This is a genomic window from Streptomyces sp. NPDC030814 (assembly GCF_055572155.1).
On the sequence record NZ_JBVIDX010000001.1, the window covers coordinates 201,017 to 225,513 of the forward strand.

Annotated in this window: 19 protein-coding genes and 1 pseudogene; 13 read left to right on the plus strand and 7 right to left on the minus strand. The window is 72.6% G+C overall.

The features are described 5' to 3' along the window. Positions 1-68 precede the first annotated feature (68 nt). Both ACZ43N_RS00810 and ACZ43N_RS00815 read left to right on the plus strand, forming a co-directional pair. On the plus strand, positions 69-1,301 hold the full coding sequence (locus ACZ43N_RS00810) for a sensor histidine kinase (RefSeq protein ID WP_468094179.1): 1,233 nt from the start codon (positions 69-71) through the stop codon (positions 1,299-1,301). Beyond that, a complete protein-coding gene (locus tag ACZ43N_RS00815) occupies positions 1,298-1,900 on the plus strand; it encodes a response regulator transcription factor (protein WP_468094180.1) in 603 nt (200 codons plus the stop codon). The genes ACZ43N_RS00810 and ACZ43N_RS00815 overlap by 4 nt, the downstream gene beginning before the upstream one ends. A 43-nt stretch (positions 1,901-1,943) precedes the next feature. Here the strand turns inward: ACZ43N_RS00815 and ACZ43N_RS00820 are convergent, their stop codons facing one another. Beyond that, entirely contained in the window at positions 1,944-6,038 is a 4,095-nt protein-coding gene (locus tag ACZ43N_RS00820) for a molybdopterin-dependent oxidoreductase (RefSeq protein ID WP_468094181.1), read from the minus strand. A 322-nt stretch (positions 6,039-6,360) separates the two neighbouring features. Between ACZ43N_RS00820 and ACZ43N_RS00825 the strand changes: the two genes are divergently transcribed. Continuing rightward, entirely contained in the window at positions 6,361-6,750 is a 390-nt protein-coding gene (locus ACZ43N_RS00825) for a cell division protein SepF (protein ID WP_468094667.1), read from the plus strand. Here ACZ43N_RS00825 and ACZ43N_RS00830 read toward each other — a convergent pair. Next, positions 6,689-7,125, minus strand: a pseudogene (locus ACZ43N_RS00830) (hypothetical protein); the annotation flags it as partial. The gene ACZ43N_RS00825 and the pseudogene ACZ43N_RS00830 sit on opposite strands and share 62 nt — an antisense overlap. 646 nt (positions 7,126-7,771) lie before the next feature. Between ACZ43N_RS00830 and ACZ43N_RS00835 the strand changes: the two are divergent. From ACZ43N_RS00835 to ACZ43N_RS00850, 4 genes are all read left to right on the plus strand, one after another. Then, the gene (locus ACZ43N_RS00835; RefSeq protein WP_468094182.1) at positions 7,772-9,001 is read left to right on the plus strand and encodes an AAA family ATPase; all 1,230 of its coding nucleotides are present in this window, start codon (positions 7,772-7,774) and stop codon (positions 8,999-9,001) included. Then, the gene (locus ACZ43N_RS00840; protein WP_468094183.1) at positions 8,988-9,338 is read left to right on the plus strand and encodes a nucleotide pyrophosphohydrolase; all 351 of its coding nucleotides are present in this window, start codon (positions 8,988-8,990) and stop codon (positions 9,336-9,338) included. Before ACZ43N_RS00835 ends, ACZ43N_RS00840 begins: the two co-directional genes overlap by 14 nt. Before the next feature lie 183 nt (positions 9,339-9,521). After that, positions 9,522-9,998 (plus strand): DUF6099 family protein, encoded by a 477-nt coding sequence (locus ACZ43N_RS00845; protein WP_468094184.1) that lies wholly within the window; start codon positions 9,522-9,524, stop codon positions 9,996-9,998. A 312-nt stretch (positions 9,999-10,310) separates the two neighbouring features. Continuing rightward, positions 10,311-11,234: an LLM class F420-dependent oxidoreductase gene (locus ACZ43N_RS00850; protein WP_468094185.1), complete on the plus strand. Its 924-nt coding sequence runs from the start codon at positions 10,311-10,313 to the stop codon at positions 11,232-11,234. Positions 11,235-11,435: 201 nt separating this feature from the next. Here ACZ43N_RS00850 and ACZ43N_RS00855 read toward each other — a convergent pair whose 3' ends face one another. Beyond that, positions 11,436-11,738 carry a hypothetical protein gene (locus tag ACZ43N_RS00855; protein WP_468094186.1) on the minus strand — a complete coding sequence of 101 codons (303 nt, stop codon included), beginning with the start codon at positions 11,736-11,738 and terminating at the stop codon, positions 11,436-11,438. A 100-nt stretch (positions 11,739-11,838) separates the two neighbouring features. Next, positions 11,839-12,465 (minus strand): class I SAM-dependent methyltransferase, encoded by a 627-nt coding sequence (locus ACZ43N_RS00860; RefSeq protein WP_468094187.1) that lies wholly within the window; start codon positions 12,463-12,465, stop codon positions 11,839-11,841. A 97-nt stretch (positions 12,466-12,562) separates the two neighbouring features. On the opposite strand from ACZ43N_RS00860, the gene ACZ43N_RS00865 reads away from it, so the two are divergent. From ACZ43N_RS00865 to uppS, 3 genes are all read left to right on the plus strand, one after another. After that, a complete protein-coding gene (locus ACZ43N_RS00865) occupies positions 12,563-14,137 on the plus strand; it encodes a 3' terminal RNA ribose 2'-O-methyltransferase Hen1 (protein ID WP_468094188.1) in 1,575 nt (524 codons plus the stop codon). Continuing rightward, positions 14,134-16,740: a polynucleotide kinase-phosphatase gene (locus ACZ43N_RS00870; protein WP_468094189.1), complete on the plus strand. Its 2,607-nt coding sequence runs from the start codon at positions 14,134-14,136 to the stop codon at positions 16,738-16,740. The genes ACZ43N_RS00865 and ACZ43N_RS00870 overlap by 4 nt, the downstream gene beginning before the upstream one ends. Positions 16,741-16,930: 190 nt before the next feature. Beyond that, positions 16,931-18,715 (plus strand): polyprenyl diphosphate synthase, encoded by a 1,785-nt coding sequence (gene uppS / locus ACZ43N_RS00875; RefSeq protein WP_468094190.1) that lies wholly within the window; start codon positions 16,931-16,933, stop codon positions 18,713-18,715. Between the two features lie 174 nt (positions 18,716-18,889). On the opposite strand, the gene ACZ43N_RS00880 is transcribed toward uppS, so the two are convergent. Together ACZ43N_RS00880 and ACZ43N_RS00885 are read right to left on the minus strand one after the other, a co-directional pair. Further along, the gene (locus ACZ43N_RS00880) at positions 18,890-19,789 is read right to left on the minus strand and encodes an NAD(+)/NADH kinase (RefSeq protein WP_468094191.1); all 900 of its coding nucleotides are present in this window, start codon (positions 19,787-19,789) and stop codon (positions 18,890-18,892) included. Continuing rightward, complete coding sequence (locus ACZ43N_RS00885) at positions 19,786-20,901, minus strand: SPFH domain-containing protein (protein WP_468094192.1); 1,116 nt, start codon at positions 20,899-20,901, stop codon at positions 19,786-19,788. The genes ACZ43N_RS00880 and ACZ43N_RS00885 overlap by 4 nt, the downstream gene beginning before the upstream one ends. A 148-nt stretch (positions 20,902-21,049) precedes the next feature. On the opposite strand from ACZ43N_RS00885, the gene ACZ43N_RS00890 reads away from it, so the two are divergent. From ACZ43N_RS00890 to ACZ43N_RS00900, 3 genes are all read left to right on the plus strand, one after another. Next, positions 21,050-22,273: an arginine deiminase gene (locus tag ACZ43N_RS00890; protein WP_468094193.1), complete on the plus strand. Its 1,224-nt coding sequence runs from the start codon at positions 21,050-21,052 to the stop codon at positions 22,271-22,273. A 61-nt stretch (positions 22,274-22,334) separates the two neighbouring features. After that, positions 22,335-23,342 carry an ornithine carbamoyltransferase gene (argF, locus tag ACZ43N_RS00895; RefSeq protein ID WP_468094194.1) on the plus strand — a complete coding sequence of 336 codons (1,008 nt, stop codon included), beginning with the start codon at positions 22,335-22,337 and terminating at the stop codon, positions 23,340-23,342. A 134-nt stretch (positions 23,343-23,476) separates the two neighbouring features. Next, positions 23,477-23,965, plus strand: a complete 489-nt coding sequence (locus ACZ43N_RS00900; RefSeq protein WP_468094195.1) for a hypothetical protein — start codon at positions 23,477-23,479, stop codon at positions 23,963-23,965. Between the two features lie 41 nt (positions 23,966-24,006). Here the strand turns inward: ACZ43N_RS00900 and ACZ43N_RS00905 are convergent, their stop codons facing one another. After that, a complete protein-coding gene (locus ACZ43N_RS00905; RefSeq protein ID WP_468094196.1) occupies positions 24,007-24,462 on the minus strand; it encodes an ATP-binding protein in 456 nt (151 codons plus the stop codon). Positions 24,463-24,497 lie beyond the last annotated feature (35 nt).

Consider the following 24,497-nt stretch of genomic DNA (forward strand, 5'->3'; position numbering starts at 1 on the left):
GCGTGTGGCGTTGTCACGTCTCCGCGTGACATCTGTCATGCGGGGGCACGGCCGTAGAGAATGGCCGGGTGCGGGACGGGGAGAGCGAGCGCGGGGCGGAGCTGACGAGCTTCCGTCGTTTCACCTGGTGGACGGTGCCGGGGACCGCCGTGTGCCTTCTGGTGCTGTTCTACGGTGAATGGATCCTGGACCCGGACGTCCCCGCCTGGGCCCGCGTCCCGGCCGCCGTGGCCCTCGCGGTCGACACGGTGGCCTGCGCGGTCCTGCTCGGCGGGCCGCTGTCCCCTGCTGCAGCCGCCGGCGGCACTCGTCCCGCACGCCCGCAGAGGCACTGGATGCTCGCCGCGGTCGCCGCCACCGTCGTGCTCGCGGCGCTGCCGCTGGCCCGGCGCGCCTACGAGCTGTGGGCGGTCGCCCCCGCCGTCACCGCCGCGATCTGCGCGACCCGCCTCCGCCCGCGCCATCGCCGTCCGCTGATCGCGGGCGCGGTGCTCCTCGCCGCGCTGCCGGGGACCGCCGTCAGCCTGGCCGCCGGCGACGGAAAGCTCCCGTACGCCGCGCTCTTCCCGGCCGGGCTGGTCGCCTTCACCATGTGGACGGTGCTCGGTCCCCTGTGGGCCTGGAACGTCGCCGGACGCCTCGACCGGGCGCGACGCCTGGAGGCCGAGCTGGCCGTCCGCGACGAACGGCTGCGCTTCGCCGCCGACCTGCACGACATCCAGGGCCACCACCTCCAGGTCATCGCCCTCAAGAGCGAGCTGGCGGCGCGACTCGTGGAGCGGGACCCGGCGCGGGCGGCCGCCGAGATGCGCGAGGTGCGGCAGCTGTCCGCCGACGCCCTCCGCGACACCCGGGCCGTGGTGCGGGGCTACCGCCGTACGACCCTCGACGACGAGATCACCAACGCCGGGAAGGTGCTGGCGGCGGCCGGCATCGACGCCCGCACATCCCTCGAACCCGCCGCCCTCGCCCAGGACATGGCCGACGCCACCCGCCATCTGCTCGGCCTGGTCATGCGGGAGGCCACCACCAACGTCCTCCGCCACAGCCGTGCCCGGCACGCCGAGGTCGACTACCGGGTCACCGGCGGACACGCCCGGCTGCGCGTGGGCAACGACGGCGCCGACGAGCCTCCCGGCACCGGGGACGGCACCGGCCTGACCGCCCTCGCCGAGCGACTGCGGGCCGCCGGGGGCGAGTTGACCTGGCAGCGCGACGGCGACCGCTTCGAGATCACGGCCACCCTCCCGCTCGGCGGGGCCGACGCGGCCCCCGAACCCCTGAAGGAAGTGGCCCGATGATCCGGCTCCTCATCGCCGACGACGAGGACCTCCTGCGCAGCGCCCTGGCCGCGCTGCTCGCCCTGGAGGACGACCTGCGGGTGGTCGCGGAGGCCGCCACCTCCACCGACGCGGTACGGCTCGCCCGTGAACACCGCCCGGACATCGCCGTGCTCGACCTGGAGATGCCGCCCACCGACGGACTGCGCGCCGCCGAGGAGATCGGCGCCGAACTCCCCACCCGCACCGTCATCGTCACCCGGCACGCCCGGCCCGCCGTGCTGCGCCGGGCCCTCGCGGCGGGAGTGCGCGGCTTCGTCCCCAAGACGACCCCGGCCGCCGGGCTGGCGGAGATCATCCGCGATGTCGCCGCCGGACGCCGCTATGTCGACCCCGACATCGCCGCGTCCGCGCTCACCGAGGACGACTGCCCGCTCAGCGACCGCGAACTCCAGGTCCTGCGCGCCGCCCGCACCGGAGCCTCCGTCGCCGAGATCGCCACCGAGGTCCATCTCGCCCAGGGCACCGTCCGCAACTACCTCTCCGCCGCGATGGCCAAACTGGGCGCCCCCACCCGCCACGCGGCGGCCCACCACGCGTGGCAGCAGGGCTGGATCTGACGCGCCGCGGCCCCCGGAGCCGGCCGGGGGTTGCGAGCGCCCGTCAGTACACGTCCCGCACGTACCGCTTCTCGTTCGCCAGCTGCTTCACGTACGCGGCGGCCTCCGCCTCGCTCAGCCCGCCGTGGGCGACCGCGATGTCCCGCAGCGCCTGGTCGACGTCCTTCGCCATCCGGGAGGCGTCACCGCAGACGTAGAAGCGGGCGCCGTCCTGCAGCCAGTGCCACAGCTCGGGGCCGTGCTCGCGCATCCGGTCCTGGACGTACACCTTCGCCCGCTGGTCCCGTGAGAAGGCGGTGTCCAGCCGGTCCAGCACCCCCTCCCGCCGCAGCTCCGTCAGCTCGTCCTCGTAGTAGAAGTCCGTGGCCCGGTGCTGTTCGCCGAAGAACAGCCAGTTGGGCGCCCGGTGGCCGAGGGCCTGCCGCTCCTGGAGGAACCCGATGAAGGGGGCGACACCGGTGCCGGGGCCGACCATGACCATCGGGGTCGTGGCATCGGCGGGCGGCCGGAAGTGCGGTGACCGCTGCACGAACACCGGCACCTCCAGGCCAGCCTCCCCGTCCGCGAGGAACGGCGAGCAGACCCCGCCGCGCGGCTGCCCGCGCAGGTTCTCGTACCGCACCACCGACACCGTCAGCGACACCTCGTGCGGGTCGACGAGCGGGCTCGACGAGATGGAGTACAGCCGGGGCTGGAGCCGCTTGAACACCCCGGCCCACTCGTCCGCGGAGGCCCGCACCGCGAACTCGGCGACCACGTCCACGGCCTGCCTGCCCCACGACCACTGGGCGAGACCGTCCTTGTTGTCGGGCCGCATCAGCTTCTTCAACTCCCGGTTGTCCTGCGTCCGTCCGGAGACGAAACGGAGCAGGTCCGGGGTGATCCGGGTGATGTCGAGATGCCGGTGCAGCGCCTCGGCGAAGGGCACCTCGCCGACACCGCCGACCTCCACGGCAGCGGAGCCGTCCAGGCCGGTCACCGCCAGCCACTCGGTGACCAGGTCGAGCGAGTTGACCGGCCGCACCCCGAGCGCGTCACCGGCCTCGTACGACAGTCCCGTCCCCTTCGTGTCGAAGGTGAACCGGCGTACTTCCTTCCCCGCCCCCGGCAGGCTGAGCAGCCGGTTGCCGACCAGCCGGGCGTGGGCGGGCGCGGGCCTGGCGGACCGGGGGACGACGGGCGCCGCCGCGGGGCCCGCCTGCGTGAGTCCCCGTGGAGCGGCGGCCTTGGTCCCGGTGCCGAGCGCGGTGAGCACCTGGCCGAGCCAGGCGTCCGCCGACGGTTCGTAGTCCGGCTCGCAGTCCGTACGCGGCGCCAGCCGTACCGCGCCCAGCTCGTCGAGCCGGGCGTCCAGCCGCCTGCCGTGCCCGCAGAAGTCGTCGTACGACGAGTCCCCGAACGCCAGCACCGCGTACCGCACACCGTCCAGCCGCGGCGCCTCCCGGTGCGCGAGGGCCTCCCAGAACCCGGAGCCGTTGTCGGGCGCGTCGCCGTCGCCGAAGGTGCTCGTGATGAGCAACAGGTCGGCATCGCGCGGCAGTTCGTCCGGGGCGGCCTCGTCCATGCCGATCAGCGTCGCCCGGTGCCCCGCCGCGCCCAGGTGCTCGGCGGCGGCCACCGCGAAGTCCTCCGCGGTGCCGGTCTGCGAGGCCCACAGCACCACGACGTCCCGCCCCGCCGTCCCGGCCGAGGGCGCGGCCACCGGCTCCGCCGACCGCGAGTACATACCGGCCAGCACCCCGTTCACCCACAGCGCGTGCTGGGGGCTGAACGGCGCGTCCGGCGGCAGCACGGGAACCCCGACGACCCCGGAGCCGAGCCCGGCGAGGAAACCGGTGAGGTACTGGCGCTCCTGCGCGGAGAGGACGGGCGGGGGAGCGGGGTCGATACCGAAGGGGTTGGCGCCGGGAGTGACCGTCGTCGGGACGAGCGTCTCGACCGGCTGGGTCTCGACCGGCTTGGCCCCGACCGGCGCCGACGCGGGCGCCGCCACCTTCGTCAGCCCCACCGCGCACACCTTCAACTCGGGCTGGAACGACAGCGGGTCCACCGCGTCGCTGGTCACCGCGTTGATGCTCAGGTACTCCCCGAACAGGTCGTTCCAGTGGAAGGGCGCGAACAGACACCCCGGCCGTACCCGGTCCGTCACGACGGCGGGCAGTACGGCCCGCCCCCGCCGCGAGGCGACCTCGACGAAGTCGCCGTCGGCGATCCCCAGCGCACCTGCGTCCTCCGGATGCACCTCCACGAACGGTCCGGGGTTCAGCTTGTTGAGCTTGGCGACCTTCCCCGTCTTCGTCAGCGTGTGCCACTGGTGCTGCAGCCGCCCGGTGTTGAGCACGAACGGGAAGTCGTCGTCCGGCAGTTCGGCGGACGCCATGTGCGGCCGCGCGTGGAACACCGCCCGCCCGCTCGCGGTGGGGAACGTCAGCCCCCCGTCCGCGTCCACGTACCGGATCGGGTTCCGCGCGGGCCCGGTCTCCTCCGCGGCCGGCCACTGCACCGTCGTGGACCGCAGCCGCTCGTACGTCACCCCCCGCAGATCCCAGCCGGTCTTCGGGTTCCACGCCTGCTTGATCTCCTCGAAGACCTGCTCGGCGCTGTCGTACGAGAAGCCCTCCTCGAAGCCCATCTCCCGCGCGACGGCGGCGATGATCCGCCAGTCGGCCATCGCCTCGCCCGGCGGATCGGCGACGGCGGAGGCCAGCGTCAGGTTCCGCTCGCTGTTGACGAGGACACCCTCGGACTCGGTCCACAGGGCCCCGGGCAGCACGACATCGGCGTACGCGTTGGTCTCGGTGTCGGCGAAGACGTCCTGCGTGACGACGAACTCGGCGGCCTCCAACCCCTCGATGACGGTCTTCCGGTTGGCCACGGAGGCGACGGGGTTGGTGCAGATGATCCAGCAGGCCTTGATCTCGCCGTCGGCCATCTTCCGGAACATCTCGACGGTGCCCTTGCCGACCCCGTCCGCGCGCAGCGTCCGGGGCGCCAGCCCCCACAGCTCCTCGACGAACGCCCGCTCCTCGTCCACGAGTACCGACCGCTGGCCCGGCAGTCCCGGCCCCATGTAGCCCATCTCGCGCCCGCCCATGGCGTTGGGCTGGCCGGTCAGGGAGAACGGCCCGCTGCCCGGCCGGCAGATGGCGCCGGTCGCCAGATGCAGATTGACGAGGGCGTTGGTGTTCCAGGTGCCGTGCGTGGACTGGTTCAGCCCCATGGTCCAGCAGCTCGTCCACTCGACCGCCTCGCCGATGAGCCGCGCGGCCTGCCGGATGTCCTCGGCCGCGAGTCCGGTGACCGAGGCGACGGCCTCCGGCGCGTAGTCGGCGAGGAAGTCGGGCATCGCCTCCCAGCCCTCGGTGTGGGCGGCGATGAACTCGGGATCGGTGTGCCCGTTCGCATGCAGCACATGCAGCAGGCCGTTGAGCAGGGCGAGGTCCGTGCCGGGGCGGATCTGGAGGAAGAGATCGGCCTTGTCGGCGGTCGCCGTCCGCCGGGGATCGACGACGATCAGCTTCGCGCCCGCCTTGACCCGCTCCATCATCCGCAGGAAGAGGATCGGGTGGCAGTCGGCCATGTTCGAGCCGATCACGAGGAAGACGTCCGCCTTGTCGAGGTCCTCGTACGAGCCGGGCGGCCCGTCGGCGCCGAGCGACAGCTTGTAGCCGGTGCCGGCGCTCGCCATGCACAGCCGGGAGTTCGACTCGATCTGGTTGGTGCGGATGAAGCCCTTGGCCAGCTTGTTCGCCAGGTACTGGGCCTCCAGGCTCATCTGGCCGGACACATAGAACGCGAACGCGTCGGGCCCGTGCTCGTCGATGATCGCGCGCAGCCGCCGGGCCGTCTCCGCGAGGGCGTCCGCGACCGGCGCCGGCACCGGCTCGTCGCCCCGGCCGCCCCGCACGAGGGCGGTGGTGAGCCGGCCAGGCGCGGCCAGCATGTCGGCCGTCGTCGCGCCCTTGGTGCACAGCCGGCCGAAGTTCGCGGGGTGGGACTTGTCACCGGCGGCCTTCAGGACCGTCCGCCGCCCGTCGGGCCCCCTCCCGACGTCCAGGAGCATGCCGCAGCCGACACCGCAGTACGAGCACACGGTCCGCACCTGGGTGGTGGTGCTCTGCGGGCCCTGTGCGGCCACGGGCGGCCCCTCTCAGTCGGCGCGGGGGGTGTCCGGTCACCGCCCTGTACGGCGGTCGGACTGCTTCCGCTCAGCGTCCTGGTGGCCGCCGGGCAGGCTCGATCGTACGAATTGCCCGTTACGCCGATGTCACATGACCTGATCATGAGGGGTTACGCCCGCCACACACCGTCTGGCAAGAGGGTGTGAGGGCGCGAACCGGCCGATGTGACGGGTGGGGGTGTCGCGGTCCGTGTCGCTGTTGGGCCGAACGGGTGACCATGCGTAAGAATTGGTCGATGCAGTCAATCAGTGCGAGCCAGGGGGAAGGCCGGTGAACAGGGTGAACAGCCACGATGTCACCGACGAACAGTGGGAGGGGCTCGCCCAGGTCGTGCCGCTGCGGGGCCGGGACGCCTGGCCGTCCGCAGTGGACCACCGGACCATACCGGAGGCCGAGACCGAGGCCCGGCGCCGTTTCGTCGTCCTCCGCGTCAATGTCTTCGCCGACGCCCGTGACGTCGCGGAGACGCTCATGGCGGGTGTTCCCGTCCTCCTCGACCTCTCCGGCGCCGAGACCGACGTGGCCAAACGCGTCCTCGACTTCAGCACCGGCGTCGTCTTCGGCCTCGCCAGTGGAATGCACCGCGTCGACCGCAACGTGTTCCTCCTCACACCCAGGGGGACCGAGGTCCGGGGCCTGATGGAGGACGCGGGCGTCCCCGGAGTCTGAACCGTTCCTCAACACTGAGCGGGAGTGGGTCCTGTTGCCGGGACTGGTGCTCAGCCGGACGCCCCGAACGGTGTTGGGTGTCCTGGTCTCCCGCTCTCGCTCCGCGTCCGTCGCGCACGGATCGTGTCCGTGGTCCGTGGCCCGTGGTCCGTGGCCCGTGGTCCGGGGATGCGAGGGGCGGGTCCCTCACGCCCCGGGGGTGCCCGGTCGGGCCTGGACGGTCCGATGCCCTGCACGATCACTCCGGTCGTGTGGGGGCGGTGCCGTGCGCCGCCGGACCGGGTGCCCGAGGGCGCGCCTTCCGATCGCCACGGCGGCTGCGTCGTGGCGGGTACGTTTCCTCGCCCTGCTCCTGCTGGTGAGGGGGCACACCCACGAGGTCACACGGGCAGCAGCCCGGACACTCACTCATGCACGGCAGAACATGCCGGTGCGCAGTCAACCCCGAGCAGTTCACGACCCCCACCGGACCGGCCGGAGCGCGCCCGCACACCCGACGCGCTCCGAGCCGCCCCCGGCCCCCTGGGGCGCCCGGTGAGCACGGACGGCGGCGGTCGCGGGGGCAGCCGTACCGCGGCGCTCGTCGGCCCTGTGGCGGTCCTGCCCCCGGCGGTCGGTCCGCGTGCCGGTGGTGCCTGTGTGCCCAAGCGGGTGGCCGGTGGTGATCTCGGGAGTGCCCGTATTGCGTGCCTCCCCGGCCCTGTCGGGGGTCCTGCTCCGGCAGCCCGCGTGCCGGTGGTGTCTGTGTGCCCGGAGGGCACGCCCCCGGTGGGGCGCGTACGGGCCGCGCCCGCGCGTCCAGGCCCGGCGGTGCGCCGCCGCCCCGCACGCGGCCCCGGCGAATCCCCGGATGCCGCCGCCCCCGGGCCGGCCCGTGCCGCCATCCTTCCCGGTGGCAGCCTCCGTCCGGCGCCTCTGGGACCAACAGGCGCAACCCCCGCGTGGAAGCGCTCCCTCGTACGTAGGAAGATCCCCGCGGCGGAACGGTTTGCCTGAGGTGCGGGCCTCTACGGTCCGCGTTATGACCGTGTCATCCCTGTCGCCGGTGCGCCCCGGCGCGGACGCCGGTGTCCGCTCGGAGCGGCCGAGCGTCACCGAACTGCGGCTCTCGGCCTTCGCCGGCCACCGCGGCGCGGCCTTCCCGCTCGGACCGCTGACCCTCCTCGCGGGGCCCAGCGGCAGCGGCAAGACGACGGCGCTCAGGGCGTACGAGGCGCTCGCCCGGCTCGGTGGCGGCGGCCGCCTCGACGAGGCGTTCCCGGACCCGTACAGCTGTGTGCCGGAGCGGGCCCGCCCGGACGCCCAGCGACGCCGCGGCTTCCGCGTCGGCTGCACCGCCGACGGCCCCGAGGGCCCCGTCCGGCTCGACATCGCCGTCCAGGCCGAACCCGAACTCCGCATCGTCGGTGAGCGTTTGACCTCCGGCGGGCTGACCCTCCTGCAGACCGCGCTGGTCGACCCGAGCCGCCCCGTCGTGCAGGCCGCCTGGCACACGGCGGGCGCGTCCCCCGTCACCCGCGGCCCCCTGCCCGACGACCGCCTCGGCACCGCCCTGCTCCCCTTGCGCGTCGCGGGCAAGACCGACGGCCAGCGCAGGGTCCTCGCCGCCGCCGAACAGATGGTGGTCGCCCTCCGCTCGGTCTTCGCCTGCGACCCCCGCCCCCGCCGGATGCGCCACGCCGTCCCGCTCGGCTCCGGCCGGCTGTTGCGCGGCTGCGACAACCTCGCCGACGTGCTGTGGCGTACGCGCACGGAATGCGGCCGGCGCCACGCCCAACTGGTCGCGGCGGTCCGGGACGGCTGCACGGGACCGGTCGCCGACCTCCTCGCGGAGCTTGCCGGCGACAGGGGCGGCCAGGGGGACGTACGCGGGGCCGGGGCAGGGTACGGGGCAGGCGGCGCCATGGTGCGGGCGGTGCTCGACCGGGGCCACGGCGTACGGACACCCCTCGCCCTGCTGGGCGACGGCGAGCTGCGGTATCTCGCCCTGGCCCTCGTGCTGTTCACCGGCCCCGGCGTGCTGGAGGTCGACCCGGTCGCCGAAGTGCCCGCGGCGCTGCAGACCCTGACAGTCCTGGCCGACGGCCTCGACCGCTGCCTCGACCCCCGCCAGTGCGCCCAACTGCTGGGCGTCGCGGCCCGTATGGGCGAGCGCGGCCACATCCGGCTGGTGGGCGCGGTGAGCGACGCGTCATGGGCCGCCGGGGTGCCCGGGGCGACGGTGGTACACCTGGACCGTGAAAGATCCTGAAGCCCCGGACGGACTCGACGTCCCCACCCTCCAGCGGCGGCTCGCCGAGTTCGCGGCCGCCCGCAACTGGGGGCCGTACCACACCCCGAAGAACCTGGTTTCCGCCCTCAGCGTCGAGGCATCCGAACTCGTCGAGATCTTCCAGTGGTTGACACCCGAGGAATCGGCCCGCGTGATGTCGGACCCGGACGCCGCCCACCGAGTCACCGACGAAGTCGCCGACGTACTGGCCTACTTGCTCCAGCTCTGCGAGGTGCTCGGCATCGATCCGCTGGCCGCGCTGGACGCGAAGATCGACCGCAACGAACGGCGGTTCCCGGCTCCGGAGGACCCCTGAAAACCGAGCCACTCCTCCCTAGTGTAACGCTCCGTAGCGAGTGAGCGGTCCGCTGTCGACTTGTTATCCGCAGATTTCGGGCTTCCTCTGGCTTTCTGTCTCAGGTGACCTCACTGTGGGTAATGAACAGACAAGAGGTCGGGCGGACGTGTGAGAGCGCGTCGGGACAGTCGGGAGCAGCGCATGGACGCGGTGCGGCTCATCTTGGCGAGCAGGCGCGCTCTGGCGGGCAGCGTCGAGGAACCCCAACTCATGGCGGAGGCGTGGCAGGCGTACGCCCTCGCCCAGGCGATCGGCAGTCGCCTCGCGGTCTCCGGACCCCCCGAACTGCGCGGCGAGGCACTCGGGTTGACCGAACTGGCAGGCAGCGGCTGCGGCATACTCGGCGCGCCCGCGCTCGGCGCGGGCGACTTACGTGCCGCCCAGCTCACCGAGTTGGGTGACGCCCATGACTCCCTCACCCGCCTCGGCGGCCTCCTCGGCGAGGTCGGCATCGCCCTGGTCGGTCTCGCCAGCGCCGCCGGCGAGGAGTCGACGTACTGGCAGTGCATGGAAGCGATCGACGCCGCTGACGAGGCCCGCGACAGAGTCCTCGAAATGCTCCGCCGTCTGGCAGTGAGAGACCAGGTCCTGGCGGAACGGGACGCGGCGGCCGGCTGAACCGTTTCCGCGCCGACGGGGGAGTGGGCGTGAGACGCGAAGTCCTGCTCCGGCACGGCTTCCTGGGCCATGTGACGGCCTTCTCGGCCCTCGCCGCCCCTCGAAGGGGGCACGTGTGCGAGCGCCCCGGCAGCGACCGCCGGCGCCGGGTGCCGGGCGGTCCGGCTCCTCCTGGGCAGCGATCACCGTTCCCGCTGGTCACCGGGGTCGACCGCTCCTTGCGCGGGACTGCCGGGATCCACCCGCACGAGCACCGCGAACGGCGGCTCGGACCTGTGGAGTTGACCGACCGCGAGCGTGCAGGATGGGGGTATGGATCTTCGCATCTTCACCGAGCCCCAGCAGGGGGCGACCTACGACAAGCTGCTCACCGTCGCCAGGGCCACGGAGGACCTCGGCTTCGACGCCTTCTTCCGTTCCGACCACTACCTCCGTATGGGCTCCGTGGACGGCCTGCCCGGCCCCACCGACGCCTGGATCACCCTGGCCGGCCTGGCCCGCGAGACCAAGCGCATCCGGCTCGGCACCCTGATGACCGCAGGGACCTTCCGTCTGCCCGGTGTGCTCGCCATCCAGGTGGCCCAGGTCGACCAGATGTCCGGCGGCCGCGTCGAACTCGGCCTGGGTGCGGGCTGGTTCGAGGAGGAGCACAAGGCCTACGGCATCCCCTTCCCCAAGGAGAAGTTCGCCCGGCTCGAGGAGCAGCTGGCCATCGTCACGGGGCTGTGGGCCACCGAGGTCGGCAAGACCTTCTCCTACGAGGGCACCCACTACCAGCTGACCGACTCGCCCGCGCTGCCCAAGCCCGCCCAGGCCAAGCTGCCGGTCCTCATCGGCGGGCACGGCGCGAGCCGCACCCCGCGCCTCGCCGCGCGGTACGCCGACGAGTTCAACATGCCGTTCGGCTCGATCGAGGACAGCGAGCGGCAGTTCGGGCGGGTCCGCGCGGCCGCCGAGGAGGCCGGCCGCAAGGGCGACGACCTCGTGTACTCCAACGCCCTCGTCGTCTGTGTCGGCAAGGACGACGCCGAGGTCGCCCGCCGCGCCGCCGCGATCGGCCGCGAGGTCGACGAGCTCAAGACCAACGGCCTCGCCGGCACCCCCGCCGAGGTCGTCGAGAAGATCGGCCGCTACCAGGCCATCGGCTCGCGGCGCATCTACCTCCAGGTCCTCGACCTCGACGATCTGGACCACCTGGAGCTGATCTCGTCGCAGGTGCAGTCACAGCTCTCCTAGTGCGGTGACCGGAAGGTTCACCGGCTCGCGGCGTCCGGCACGGCACCCGAGGGCTTAGGGGTCCTTTCACCATGCCCGCCCGGGTCGCGTGGTCCGGCACCGCACCTCGCCGCGTTGCCCAAAGGTCCGGGTAGCTCCGCTACGAGGACCTTCCGGCGCCTTGCGATGCACGGCACCGGACCACGCGACCTGATCGGACGCTCATAGTGAAAGGACCCCTTGCTGGAGGAACAGTTCGACGACTCCGGCACGCGGCACCGACCCTGATGCCGGGCGTGTCGGCCTGACGTACTGCTTCTCCCGCGGCGCTCCCGTGGGTGACCGCACCGACCCGGCCTCGATCCAGCTCGACGGCGAGATCCTGAAGCCCGAGGCCACCGCCGGGTCACCGCCAACACCTTCCTCCCGGCCGGCGGCGACGGCTTCACCACCTTCGCGCAGGGCCGCAACCCCGTCGTCGGCGACGACGATGTCGCCGCCCTCACCGACTACCTCGTCGCCCACAGCCCGGTCTCCCCGCCGGGCACGGACCGGGTGACCGAACTGCCCTGACCCGGAAGGGGACGGCGAGCCGCCTGATCCGGGCCGCACGGTCGGGCCCGGATCAGACGGCTGCGCGGGCGTGCACGCTGACGGCGTACCCGCCGCCCTCCTCGTAGGGGGCGCCGTCCCAGGTGGCGAACCGCTGCCGCAGGGTCAGCCCGGCCTGTGCGCACCAGTCGTCGAAGTCCGTCAGCGTCACCGTCGCCTCCGGCAGCGGCAGATGCGCCGCGTCCAGGCCCATGCCGGTGACCAGCAGCCCGCCGGGGCGCAGGACGGCCGCCAGGTGCCGCACCACGGTCGGTTCGGTGCCGGGCGCCAACAGCGGGATGACGTTCCCGGCGGCGACCACCAGGTCGAAGTCCGGCTCCAGGGCCAGCGTGTCCAGGCGGGCCAGATCCCCGTGGAGCCATCGCGACTCGGGGGCGTCGCGCCGGGCCACGGCGAGCATGGAGCGGTCGACATCGACCCCCGTGCAGTGGTGCCCCAGCTCGGCGAGCCGGATGGCGACCCGCCCGGTGCCACAGCCGGCGTCGAGGATCCGGGCGCCGGGTCCCAGCAGCGCGGCGCAGAAGGCGGCCTCGCCGTGGACGTCATGGCCGGATGCGGCGAGCCGCGCGAACCGCCGGGCGTACTCCTCCCCGCTCCGCCCGCCAGTCAGCTCCGTCCAACGGTCCCGCTGCGTCGTCATGTCCCGTGTGCCTTCCGGTCGGAAATTCCCCGCTGCCGTCGAGGGGCCTTCTGTAGGTTGTACACACAGTTCAGACCCCTACTTGAGGCCGACCCACGTGTTCCTGACCATCAGTACCACCGGTACCCCAGAGCGCCCCGCGACCGATCTCGGCTATCTGCTGCACAAGCATCCCGAGAAGGCGCAGGCGTTCTCCACGTCCTACGGCAAGGCGCACGTCCTCTACCCCGAGGCGGACGTCGAGCGGTGCACGGCCGCGCTGCTGCTGGAGGTGGACGCGGTGGCCCTGGTCCGGCGGGGCAAGGGCAAGGGACGCGGCGGCGCCCCGGACGCGGCGCTCGCCCAGTACGTCAACGACCGCCCCTACGCGGCCTCCTCGCTGCTCGCCGTCGCACTGAGCAGCGTCTTCTCCAGCGCGATGAACGGCCGGTGCACCGCCCGGCCCGACGCCCCCGGCGAAGCCCGCCCCCTGCGCATCGAGATACCCGCGCTGCCCGCACGCGGCGGCCCCGCCCTCGTCGGCAAGCTCTTCGAGCCGCTCGGCTGGACCGTCACCGCCGAAGCGGTGGCGCTGGACGCGCAGTTCCCCGAGTGGGGCGCCTCCCGTTACGTCCACCTGGTCCTGGAGTCGGAGTCCCTGACCCTGGCCGAGGCACTGCGCCACCTGTACGTCCTGCTGCCGGTCCTCGACGACGCCAAGCACTACTGGGTGTCGTCCGACGAGGTCGACAAGCTGCTGCGGGCCGGTGAGGGCTGGCTGCCCGGCCACCCCGAGCAGCGGCTGATCACCAGCCGCTACCTCTCCCGCCGCTGGTCGCTGACCCGCCAGGCCATGGAGCGCCTGGAACTCGTACGGCTGGCCGAGGCGGACGACAGCGAGGTCGAGGAGATCGACAACGCCGTCGACGAGCCGGAGGAGATGGGGGAGCCGGAGGCAGCCGAGGCGGCGGAAGGGGCGGAAGGAGCGGGAGCGCTCGACGAGGACGGGTCGGCCGCGGGCGCCGCGGGCCTCGCCGAGGCCGTCGGCACCGACAGGCCCACGCCGCTCGCCGTGCTGCGCCGCGACGCGATCATCGCCGCGCTGAAGGACGCCGGTGCCGCCCGGGTGCTCGACCTCGGCTGCGGGCAGGGCCAGTTGGTGCAGGCGCTGCTCGAGGACCCGCGGTTCACCGAGATCGTCGGCACCGATGTGTCGATGCGGGCGCTCACCATCGCCTCCCGCCGCCTCAAGCTCGACCGCATGGGCGAGCGGCAGGCCTCCCGTGTCCAGCTCTTCCAGAGCTCCCTCGCCTACACCGACAACCGGCTCAAGGGCTATGACGCCGCCGTGCTCTCCGAGGTCATCGAGCACCTCGACCTGCCCCGGCTGCCCGCGCTGGAGTACTCCGTGTTCAGCTCGGCCCGCCCCCGGACCGTCCTGGTGACCACCCCGAACGTCGAGTACAACGTCCGCTGGGAGACCCTCCCGGCCGGCCATGTCCGCCACGGCGACCACCGCTTCGAGTGGACCCGCGAGGAGTTCCGCGCCTGGGCGGCCACGGTGGCCGAACGACACGGGTACGACGTCGGGTTCGTGCCCGTCGGGCCCGACGACCCGGAGGTGGGGCCGCCCACCCAGATGGCCGTGTTCAGCATCAGCGACATGAACGAGAAGGAGGCGAAGGCGGCATGAGCGACACCACCGTGGAGACCACCGGACGGTCGGTCGAGGGACGCGTCCTGCCCGTCACCGACCTCTCCCTCGTCGTGCTGATCGGCGCCTCGGGCTCAGGCAAGTCGACCTTCGCCCGCAAGCACTTCAAGCCCACCGAGGTCATCTCCTCCGACTTCTGCCGGGGCCTGGTCTCCGACGACGAGAACGACCAGAGCGCGACGAAGGACGCCTTCGACGTGCTGCACTACATCGCCGGCAAGCGGCTCGCCGCCGGCCGCCGTACCGTCGTCGACGCGACCAGCGTGCAGTCGGAGTCCCGCAAGCAGCTGATCGACCTGGCCAGGGAGCACGACGTGCTGCCGATCGCCATCGTGCTGGACGTGCCCGAGGAGGTGTGCGCCGAGCGCAACGCGGCCCGCACCGACCGCGCCGACATGCCGCGCCGCGTCATCCAGCGCCACACCCGCGAACTTCGCCGTTCGCTGCGCCACCTGGAGCGCGAGGGCTTCCGCAAGGTGCACGTCCTGCGGGGCGTCGCCGACGTGGAGAACGCCAGGGTCGTCACCGAGAAGCGTTACAACGACCTGACCCACCTCACCGGCCCGTTCGACATCATCGGCGACATCCACGGCTGCGCCCACGAGCTGGAGGCCCTCCTCGGCAAGCTCGGCTACGTCGACGGCGTGCACCCCGAGGGCCGTACGGCCGTCTTCGTCGGCGACCTCGTCGACCGCGGCCCGGACAGCCCGGGCGTGCTGCGCCGGGTGATGTCCATGGTCGGCTCGGGCAACGCGCTGTGCGTGCCCGGCAACCACGAGAACAAGTACGGCCGCTACCTCAAGGGCCGAGGCGTCCAGCACACGCACGGCCTCGCCGAGACCATCGAGCAGATGGAGGGCGAGAGCGAGGAGTTCAAGAAGCAGGTCCGGGAGTTCATCGACGGACTCGTCAGCCACTACGTCCTCGACGGCGGGAAGCTGGTCGTCTGCCACGCCGGACTGCCGGAGAAGTACCACGGCCGCACCTCCGGCCGGGTGCGCAGCCACGCCCTGTACGGCGACACCACGGGCGAGACCGACGAGTTCGGGCTGCCCGTGCGCTACCCGTGGGCGGAGGACTACCGGGGCCGCGCGGCCGTCGTCTACGGCCACACCCCCGTTCCGCAGGCCACCTGGCTGAACAACACCATCTGCCTCGACACGGGCGCCGTGTTCGGCGGGAAGCTGACCGCGCTGCGCTGGCCGGAGCGCGAACTGGTCGACGTACCGGCGGAGCAGGTCTGGTACGAGCCGACCAGGCCGCTGGCCTCCGAGGCGCCCGGCGGCCACGAGGGCCGGCCGCTGGCCCTGACGGACGTCCACGGCCGCCGCATCGTCGAGACCCGCTACGACGGCCAGGCCCGCGTCTCGATCCGTGAGGAGAACGCGGCCGCCGCCCTGGAGGTCATGAGCCGGTTCGCCGTCGACCCGCGGCTGCTGCCCTACCTCCCGCCGACCATGGCCCCGACGGCCACCTCGCACGTCGAGGGCTATCTGGAGCACCCGGCGGAGGCGTTCGCGCAGTACAAGGAGGACGGGGTCGCGCGGGTCGTGTGCGAGGAGAAGCACATGGGTTCGCGGGCCGTCGCCCTGGTCTGCCGTGACGCGGACGCGGCCCGTCGTCGCTTCGGCGTTGGGGGCACCTCCCGCTCGAGCGCAGCCGAGAGTGGGGGAGGCCCCACCGGCTCCCTCTACACCCGTACCGGCCGCCCGTTCTTCGACGACGAGGCCCGCACCGAGCTGGTCCTCGGCCGGGTGCGCGAGGCCATGACGGCGGCGGGACTGTGGGAGGAGCTGGACACCGACTGGGTGCTGCTCGACGCCGAGCTGATGCCGTGGTCGCTGAAGGCGTCCGGGCTGCTGCGTACCCAGTACGCGGCGGTCGGCGCCGCCTCCGGCGCGGTGTTCCCGGGGGCGCTGGCCGCCCTGGAGGGCGCGGCGGCACGGGGCGTCGACGTGGGCGGGCTGCTGGACAAGCAGCGTGAGCGGGCCGCCGACGCGGCCGCGTTCACCGAGGCCTACCGGCGCTACTGCTGGCCCACCGAGGGCCTGGACGGGGTGCGGCTCGCCCCCTTCCAGATCCTCGCCGTCCAGGGCCGCAGCCTCGCCGCGCTGCCGCACGACGAGCAACTCGCCCTCATCGACCGGCTCGTCGAGTTCGACGCCAGCGGACTGCTGCAGACCACCCGGCGCCTCTTCGTCGACACCGGCGACGAGGACTCGGTCCGCGCCGGAGTCGACTGGTGGCTGGAGATGACGGGCCGGGGCGGCGAGGGCATGGTCGTCAAGCCGGTCGGCGCCGTGGTCCGCACGGAGCAGGGGCGGCTGGTGCAGCCCGGTATCAAGTGCCGGGGCCGGGAGTACCTGCGCATCATCTACGGCCCGGAGTACACCCGCCCGGACAATCTCGCCCGGCTGCGCGGCCGTTTCCTCAACCACAAGAGGTCGCTCGCCATCCGCGAGTACGTGCTCGGCCTGGAGGCCCTCGACCGGCTCGCCGAGGGGGAGCCGCTGTGGCGGGTGCACGAGGCGGTGTTCGGGGTACTGGCACTGGAGTCGGAGCCGGTCGACCCCCGGCTGTGACCACCGGGCCCGCGCCCGTGCGGCGACATTGCGGCTGATAATGTCGCAGGCAGGCGTGGCCGTGCTCCGCGTTCGAATGGTTTCAGCGGTTCCGGCACTGCTCGGGGGCAGCGATCGCAGCCAATCGCAGGCGATCGCTGTCACCCGAGTCGGTCCCATCGGTTCCATTCGAAGGTATGCGGGGTAACCCATGCGTCGCAGCGCAGCGCAGTCCGGGCGAGAGCGGTCGGCACTCGACGCCGCGTACGACGAGTGCCGCCGTCTCGTCCGCACCACCCGGCCCACCGAGTACGCCCTGATGGGGCTGATGCCCCCGGCGGCCCGGCCCGCCTGCTGGGCCCTGTACGCGGCGTTCGCCCACGCGGACGACCTGCTCGACTCCACCGACGGCACCCCCGAGGAACGCGCCGCCCGGCTCCAGGAGTGGCGGGCGGCGCTGGAGGCCGATCTGACGAACGGCACCAGCGACGACCCGATCCGGCTCGCGCTGACCGACGCGGTGTGGCGCTGGGGGCTGGACCTCGGCGACCTGCTGGGCGCGTTGGAGGCGGTCCAGCGGGACGGTGACCGGCAGGGCGTCGCGACCTGGCAGGAGTGGCGGGAACGGTCCCACGCCCAGAACATCAGCTGGCCGGAGCAGTTCATGCGCCTGCTGGTGCGGTGCGGCCTGCCCGTCCCCGTACGGCTGCGGGACGCGCCCGGCTTCACCCGCCTCGTGGAGGGGCTGTTCCTCGCGGACATGCTCCGCGACCTCCCCGAGGACCTGGACGGCGGACACGTCTGGTTCCCCACCGAAGTGCTCGACCGGTTCCAGATCACCCCGGCCGACCTGATCGCCCGCCGGTGGACTCCCGCCGTCCGGCGGCTGATCGCCCACCTCACGGATGAGGCCCGCGCCTGGCTGGAGGGCGCCCGCCGGGTCCTGCGCGGCAGCCTGCCGCTGGGGCCCGCGATCGTGCTGGACACCACCGTCGCCCTCTTCGCGGCGGAGCTGGACGCGATCACGGGTGCCGGACCCGCCGCGCTGAGCCGCCCCGTTCGCGTCCCCCGCCACAAGCAGTGGCGCGTCCTCGGCCCGGCCCGCGCCCGCGCCGCCGCGGTCTGGCGGCTGACCCTGCCGCCCACGACGGACACCCCCCGGGCCCACCCGGCTGCTCATCACGACGGCGTCGACCCCACCGCGCCCGAGTGGCAGCCGGTGCCGGTCACCGAGCCGCCCCTGCCGCCGCGTCCGCACCCCGACGGCGTACGCCCGCCCGAGATCGCCCCCGCCCAACTGCCGAACCACGTGGCCATCGTCATGGACGGCAACGGCCGCTGGGCCACCGGCCTCGGCCTGCCCCGCGACGAAGGCCACCGCGCCGGAGCGGTCGCCCTGCGCGATGTCGTCCAGGGCGCTCTGGAGGTCGGCCTGCGCCATCTGACGGTGTACGCCTTCTCCACGGAGAACTGGAAACGCTCACCCGACGAGGTCTCCAAGCTCTTCGCCATCATGCGCGCCGAACTGCTCGACGGCGAGCTGCTCCAGCACGACGTACGCCTGCGCTGGATCGGCTCCCCCGACGGCCTCCCGGACGACGTCGTCGAGGTCCTCCGCGCCCAGGAACGCGCCACCCGCCACCGCACGGGCCTCACCCTCAACGTCTGCGTCAACTACGGGGGCCGCGCGGAACTGGCCCAGGCGGGCGCGGCCCTGGCCCGCGCCGCCCTCGCCGGCGACATCGACCCCTCCCGCGTCACCGAACAGCTCTTCGCGGCCCACCTCCCGCACCACGCCATGCCCGACGTCGACCTCCTCTGGCGCACCAGCGGCGAACTCCGCATCTCCAACTTCCTTCCCTGGCACGCCCACTACGCCGAACTCCACTTCACCGACACCCCCTGGCCCGAGGCCGACCGACGGGACCTCTGGCAGGCCCTGGAGACCTACACCCAGAGAAAACGCCGCAAGGGAGCGGCGACGGAGACGAAGTAAGGGGGCCGGGGGAAGACGGGGGTCTGGGGGCAGAGCCCCCAGAAGGGGCGCGGGGAACTGCGCGACCAGCCCAATCGAACGCGCAGAAATCCACGCACCCAAGGCCCCCCGGACCGGCGGGGTCGAAGGGGCGCAGCCCCCGGAGGACGGGTAGGGGCGGCGGGGGCGAAAACCTCACCCCAGAAGCCGCAGCCGCACCCCCGCCACCCCCACCTCCACCGTCTGCCCCCACGTCAGCTCCAGAGCATCCCCCTCCATCCCGTCCCCGAACACGATCAGCCGATCCGACTCCACGGTCATCCGCAACCGCGAGCCCGCCGCCAGCGACCCCGCCACCATCGACGTACCGGTCACCGGCGACGGCCACGCCTCACGGACGAACCACAGCAGCCGCGCCTCCCCCGGCCCCGGCAGATCCAGCCGGCTCGCCCGTTCCTGCCACACCGACCGGATCCACCCGGTGGCCCCCGTCCCCGTCCCCACCAGCACCCCCGAGGAGGCCTGGGGCTCGACGGCACCCCTGTCGCCGTCGAGCCCCAGGCGGTACCGCGCGGTCTGGTGCCCGGCCGCGCCCAGGTAGACCTCGTTGAGGGCCACCAGCCGCTGCGTGTCGTCGGCGACGGCCTCCACCATGGTCAGCTCGTCCGCCGCCGCCCCCCGTCCCACCGCCGAGGCGAGCAGCTTCGCCACGTCTGTGACCCCGTGCCGTACCAGCACTCCCGGGTTCCGCCGGGGATCGGCGTTGACCCCCACCACCGGCTGTCCCGCGAGGTACTTCGCGACATTGGCCACCAGCCCGTCCTGCCCGACGACGACCACGACGTCCTCGGGAGCGAACAGGAACCGGTCCAGGTCCGCCCGCTCCACGCGGGCCTGACGCCAGGTCAGCGGCACCGAGGACGTGACCTCGGCCAGCGCCCGCCGTTCCCGGCGGTGCCGCTCGGCCACGTCCTCGATGTCCCGCCCACGTGACCTGAGGAAGAAGGCGGCCTGGCCGTGCGTGCCGTGCCGGGCCACCAACTCCTCGTACTCGGTGGTGCGGTGGACCAGCACCACTCGTGGCGCGAGACTCACGCGGGCTCCCCGGAACCGCCCGCCCCGCCCAGCTTCGCCAGCAGCCCGGTCAGCACGTCCGGCGAGACGGTCACGCTCTCGATCCGCGGCAGGTTCTCCGCGAGCCGCGTCCCGGTCAGCGCGTGCAGGGTCGCCGCGTCCACTTCGCCGTGCACCCGCAGCCACGCCGACTGCGCCTCGGCCCGTGCCGCGCCGACGGCCCGCGCGGCGGTCGCCTCCGCCTCCGCCAGCTTGACCTGCCGTGCCGCCTCCGCCTCGGCGAGCCGGACGTTCCGTGCGGCCTCCGCCTCGGCGAGCTGTACGGTGCGCGCGGCCTCCGCCTCGGTGAGCCGCAGCGTGCGGGCTGCCTCCGAGCCCGCCTTCACCGCGTCCGCCGCGGCCTTCTCCTCGGCCTCGCGGCGTGCGTTCGTCCCCCGCTGCTCGACCAACTGCTCCTCACGACGGGCGAGTTCGATCTGGCTGGCCAGTTCGTTCTCCGCGATGGCCCGCTCCCGCTCGACGGCCACCGCCCGCCGCTCGTAGGTCGCCCGGTCCGCCTCCTGCTGGATCTGCTCCCGCGCGGGCGTCCGCAACGCCCGCTCCACCTCCGGCTCGGGCCGCAGCGCCACCACGCGTACGGCCACGATCTCGATGCCGGTGGCCGGCAGCCGCGGCTCGGCCGCCAGGCCGCCCGCCACCCGCTCCCGTACCGCCGCCACCCCGTCGACCAGGGCGGACGACAGCGACGTACGGGCCAGGACGTCGAGCGCGTGCTGCTGGGCCGTCTCCGTCAGCAGGGTCGACAACTGCTCCAGGGGAGCACCCCGCCAGACCCCCGTGTCGGGGTCGATGGAGAAGTCGAGCCGTGCGGCGGCGGTCGCCGGGTCGCTGATCCGGTAGGTCACCGTCGCCTGCACCGCCACGTCCTGGAAGTCGGACGTCCGGGCGTGGAAGGTCATCGCGAGTTCGCGGTCGTCGACCGGGACCTCGGACAGCGCGGCGGTCAGCGACCGGTACCAGAAGCTCAGCCCCGGGCCGTCGTGCACAAGGCGTCCGGAGCGGTGGTGACGGATGTGCGCGGTGGGTGCTCCCCGCAGATGCCGCCAGCCGAACCGTCTGGTGATGTCGGCCATGAAACGTCCCCCTCGATGGTCCCCACGGACTCGTTCGCGTCACTTGGACGATAATGGTTCGGGCTGCTTATCGTCAAGGGGACGACATCAGGGAGCCGTTTCGGTCGACCGGTGGGTGAACACACGCCCGAATGGTCAGGATGGAGGCATGGGATTCCATGTCGACTCCGAGGCCGGGCGGCTGCGCCGCGTCATCCTGCACCGGCCCGATCTAGAGCTCAAAAGGCTCACCCCCAGCAACAAGGACCTGCTCCTCTTCGACGATGTGCTGTGGGTGCGCCGGGCGCGCGCGGAGCACGACGGCTTCGCGGACGTGCTGCGCGACCGGGGGGTCGTCGTCCACCTCTTCGGCGATCTGCTGACGGACGTCATGCGGGTCCCGGAGGCCCGGGAGCTCGTCCTCGACCGGGTCTTCGACGAGAAGGAGTACGGGCCGCTCGCCACGGACCACCTCAGGGCCGCCTTCGAGTCGCTGCCCCTCGGTGAACTGGTCGAGGCGCTGATCGGTGGGATGACCAAGCGGGAGTTCCTCGACGCGCACATGGAGCCGACGAGCGTCCGCTTCCATGTCATGGAGCTGGACGACTTCCTCATCGACCCGCTGCCCAACCACCTCTTCACCCGTGACACCTCCGCCTGGATCTACGACGGGGTCTCCATCAACGCCATGCGCTGGCCGGCTCGCCGGCGCGAGACGGTCCACTTCGAGGCGATCTACCGGCACCACCCCCTCTTCCGTGGCGAGGCGTTCCATGTCTGGTCCGAGGGGCAGGCCGACTTTCCCTCGACCATCGAGGGCGGCGACGTCCTCGTGATCGGCAACGGCGCCGTCCTCATCGGCATGAGCGAGCGGACCACGCCGCAGGCCGTCGAGATGCTCGCCCACAAACTGTTCGCCGCCGGCTCCGCGCGGACCATCGTCGCGCTGGACATGCCCAAGCGCCGGGCCCTCATGCATCTCGACACGGTCATGACCATGGTCGACGGTGACACCTTCACCCAGTACGCCGGACTCGGCATGCTCCGCTCGTACACCATCGAGCCGGGCGTCGGAGAGAAGGAGCTCAAGGTCACCGATCATCCGCCGGAGCACATGCACCGCGCGATCGCCGCCGCGCTGGGGCTGAACGAGATCCGGGTGCTCACCGCCACCCAGGACGTCCACGCCGCCGAGCGCGAGCAGTGGGACGACGGCTGCAACGTCCTGGCCGTGGAGCCGGGGGTCGTGGTGGCCTACGAGCGGAACGTGACGACCAACACGCATCTGCGCAAGCGGGGCATCGAGGTGATCGAGATCCCCGGAAGCGAGCTGGGGCGGGGGAGGGGAGGCCCCCGCTGCATGAGCTGCCCGGTGGAGAGGGCGCCTGTATAGAAATGTGGAGCATCGTATAGACTTCCAGTCGGCCTGCTGTCCCCGACCCTGGAGCGTCCCCATGGCGACCGCCCTCCCCGCCCTCGCCGGGCGCCACTTCCTCAAGGAGCTGGACTTCACCGCGGCGGAGTTCCGCGGGCTGATCGAGCTGGCCGTGGAACTGAAGGCGGCGAAGAAGGCGGGGACGGAGACCCGAAGCCTGACCGGCAGGAACATCGCGCTGATCTTCGAGAAGACCTCGACGCGTACACGCTGCGCGTTCGAGGTCGCCGCGGCCGACCTGGGTGCCTCGACCACTTACCTCGACCCCTCCGGCTCGCAGATGGGGCACAAGGAGTCCGTACGGGACACGGCCCGGGTGCTCGGGCGGATGTTCGACGCGATCGAGTACCGAGGGGACAGCCAGGCCAACGTGGAGGAGCTCGCCGCGTACGCCGGGGTTCCCGTCTACAACGGCCTCACCGACGACTGGCACCCCACGCAGATGCTCGCCGACGTGATGACCATGACCGAGCACAGCGACAAGCCGCTGACCGGGATCGCCTTCGCCTACCTCGGGGACGCCCGCTTCAACATGGGCAACTCCTACCTGGTCACCGGCGCGCTGCTCGGCATGGACGTCCGCATCGTCGCCCCCCGGTCCTACTGGCCCGCCGAGGAGATCGTCACCCACGCCCGCAAGCTCGCCGAGATCAGCGGGGCGCGGATCACACTCACCGAGCAGGTCGACGAGGGGGTGCGCGGCGCGGACTTCGTGGCCACGGACGTCTGGGTGTCGATGGGCGAGCCGAAGTCGGTCTGGGACGAGCGGATCGCGGCGCTCTCCCCGTACGCGGTGACCATGGACGTGCTGCGCGCCACCGGGAATCTCGACGTCAAGTTCCTCCACTGTCTGCCGGCCTTCCACGACCTGGGCACGAAGGTGGGGCGGGAGATCCACGAGAGCCATGGGCTGGACTCGCTGGAGGTGACCGACGAGGTGTTCGAGTCCGAGCACTCGGTCGTCTTCGACGAGGCGGAGAACCGGCTGCACACGATCAAGGCGGTGCTGGTGGCGACCCTGGCCTGACCCCCGGGCGGTGTGGGCCACGAACGGAGCCGACCGGGGCCGAGACTGACGCGGGCGCCTGCGCGGGAACGGTCCGGCGTACAGTGCTGTCCGGCTCGCCGTCGGGCATGGCGCGAGGATGCCGAGGGGGGACCGTGAGGGCAGACGATCGCGAGTCGACGTCCACGACGAGACGCAGCAGGAAGGTGGTCCAGCGAGCGGCGGTGCACATCGCCGCCATGCATGGGAGTGGAGCGCTGCTGCTGCTCACCTTCCTCGTGCCACCGTTCTGGGCGCTGGACGCTCATGGGGTGGCCGCCGATGACCGTTCGGCGGGCGTGCCGCCGTCCATGATCTTCGCGGCGGTCCTGTTCTGCTGCGTGTGCTTCCATGTGGCGGTGCAGATCCCCTCCGGACTGCTGGGTACCTGGCTGGGGCGGAACCGTACGGCCGGCGTCAGCTACGTACTCGTCCTCGCGGTGGCCGGTGCACTCACCGCCGTTCTGCTGCGGGGCGTCCTGGAGGTCGGCACCGCTGACCAATTCCTGCCCCTGTGGGGCGACTTCATGGCGCGCGGCGCGTTGGCCATGGCTGCGTACGTCTGGCTGAGCCGCCGCCTCTGGACTCCGGCTGCCGCCGGGTAGCGGCATCCGGATTCCGGGAGCCCCTCAGCGGGGTCGCCGCACTAGACGATTCCGGGTCGCTGGTGCGGGACCGTCGGGAGGCGGAACCACACCGCCTTGCCCGAGTCCGTGGGGCGGTGGCCGCAGGCCGAGCTGAGGGCGCGGATCAGCAGCAGACCCCGGCCGTGTTCCTGCCAGGGGTCGGGCTCGTCGTACCCGGGCGCCGTGAGATCGCCCGGCGGCGCCGGGTCCGGGTCGTGCACCTCGACCGTGCAGCCGGACGGCATCAGCTCGACGACCAGCTCTATCGGGCCGTCCCCCGTCGCGTGCTCCACCGCGTTCGCCACCAGCTCCGCCGTGAGCAGCTCCGCCGTGTCGCAGTCCGTCCCGTGCTGCAGGTCGGTCAGAGCCGTCCGGACCAGCGCACGGGCCACGGGCACGGCCGCAGCGGTGTGCGGCAGCGCGATGCGCCAGGAGGAAGGGGCGGAGGGCTCGTGCAAGGTGGCGGATCCGTTCATGGAGCAGGTCATGGCTCGTCCTGCTTTCAGCGTTA